Genomic DNA, 1,548 nt, shown 5'->3' with positions numbered 1-1,548 from the left:
TACAGGTACTGCCCGGTGTTGGCGACGGTGTCGATGGAGCGGCCGGACTCGGCGCCCTGCTTGCCGGTGACGAGCGTGCGGATGAAGACGATCCGCTCGCCCTTCTTGCCGGAGATCCGGGCCCAGTCGTCCGGGTTGGTGGTGTTGGGCAGGTCCTCGTTCTCCTTGAACTCGTCCACGCAGGCGGCGAGCAGGTGGGAGACGCGCAAGCCCCGCTGGCCGTGGTCGAGGAAGTCCTTGATGGCCATCTTCTTCGCACGGTCGACGATGTTCTGGATCATCGCGCCGGAGTTGAAGTCCTTGAAGTACAGGACCTCCTTGTCACCGTTGGCGTAGGTGACCTCCAGGAAGCGGTTCTCCTCGGTCTCGGTGTACATCCGCTCGACGACCGCCTGGATCATCGCCACCACGGTGGCCTCGACGGAGCCGTCGTGCTCCTTGAGGTCGTCCGGGTGGAACGGCAGCGAGCCCTTGAGGTACTTGGAGAAGATGTCCTTCGCGGCCTCGGCGTCCGGGCGCTCGATCTTGATCTTGACGTCCAGGCGGCCGGGCCGCAGGATCGCCGGGTCGATCATGTCCTCGCGGTTCGAGGCGCCGATGACGATGACGTTCTCCAGGCCCTCCACGCCGTCGATCTCGGCGAGGAGCTGGGGGACGATGGTGTTCTCCACGTCCGAGCTGACGCCCGAACCGCGGGTGCGGAAGAGCGACTCCATCTCGTCGAAGAAGACGATGACGGGGGTGCCCTCGCTCGCCTTCTCCCGGGCCCGCTGGAAGACCAGGCGGATCTGCCGCTCGGTCTCGCCGACGTACTTGTTGAGGAGCTCGGGACCCTTGATGTTGAGGAAGTAGCTCTTGCCCTGGGGCCGGCCGGTGACCTCGGCGACCTTCTTGGCGAGCGAGTTGGCCACCGCCTTGGCGATCAGCGTCTTGCCGCAGCCGGGCGGGCCGTAGAGCAGGACGCCCTTGGGCGGGCGCAGCTCGTACTCCTTGAAGAGCTCGGCGTGCAGGTAGGGCAGCTCGACCGCGTCGCGGATCTGCTCGATCTGGTTGCTGAGGCCGCCGATCTGGCGGTAGTCGATGTCGGGGACCTCTTCGAGGACGAGCTCCTCGACCTCGGACTTGGGCACGACCTCGTAGACGTAGCCCGAGCGGGGTTCGAGCAGCAGGGCGTCCCCCGCCCGGATGGTGAGCTCGCGCAGCGGTTCGGCGAGGCGCACCACCCGCTCCTCGTCGGTGTGGCCGATGACCAGGGCGCGTTCGCCGTCCTCCAGGACCTCCTTGAGGGTGACGATGTCGCCGATGCGCTCGAAGGCCATCGCGTCCACGATGTTGAGGGCCTCGTTGAGCATCACCTCCTGGCCGCGCCGCAGCTCGTCGAGGTCGACGTTGGGGCTGACGTTCACGCGGAGCTTGCGCCCCCCGGTGAAGATGTCGGCGGTGCCGTCCTCGTTCTGGCTGAGGAAGGTGCCGAATCCGGCCGGGGGCTGTGCCAGCCGGTCCACTTCCTCCTTGAGGGCCACGATCTGGTCGCGGGCCTCTCGCAGG

1 protein-coding gene is annotated in these 1,548 nt (G+C 67.0%); it reads right to left on the bottom strand.

The features are described from left to right. On the bottom strand, nt 1-1,548 hold a 1,548-nt coding region (gene arc, locus ACZ34W_RS38640), incomplete at both ends, for a proteasome ATPase (RefSeq protein ID WP_465611177.1).

Source organism: Kitasatospora sp. NPDC022856 (assembly GCF_055561235.1).
Note: the sequence above shows the minus strand (reverse complement) of the source record. Positions and strands in the feature narration are given on the sequence as shown.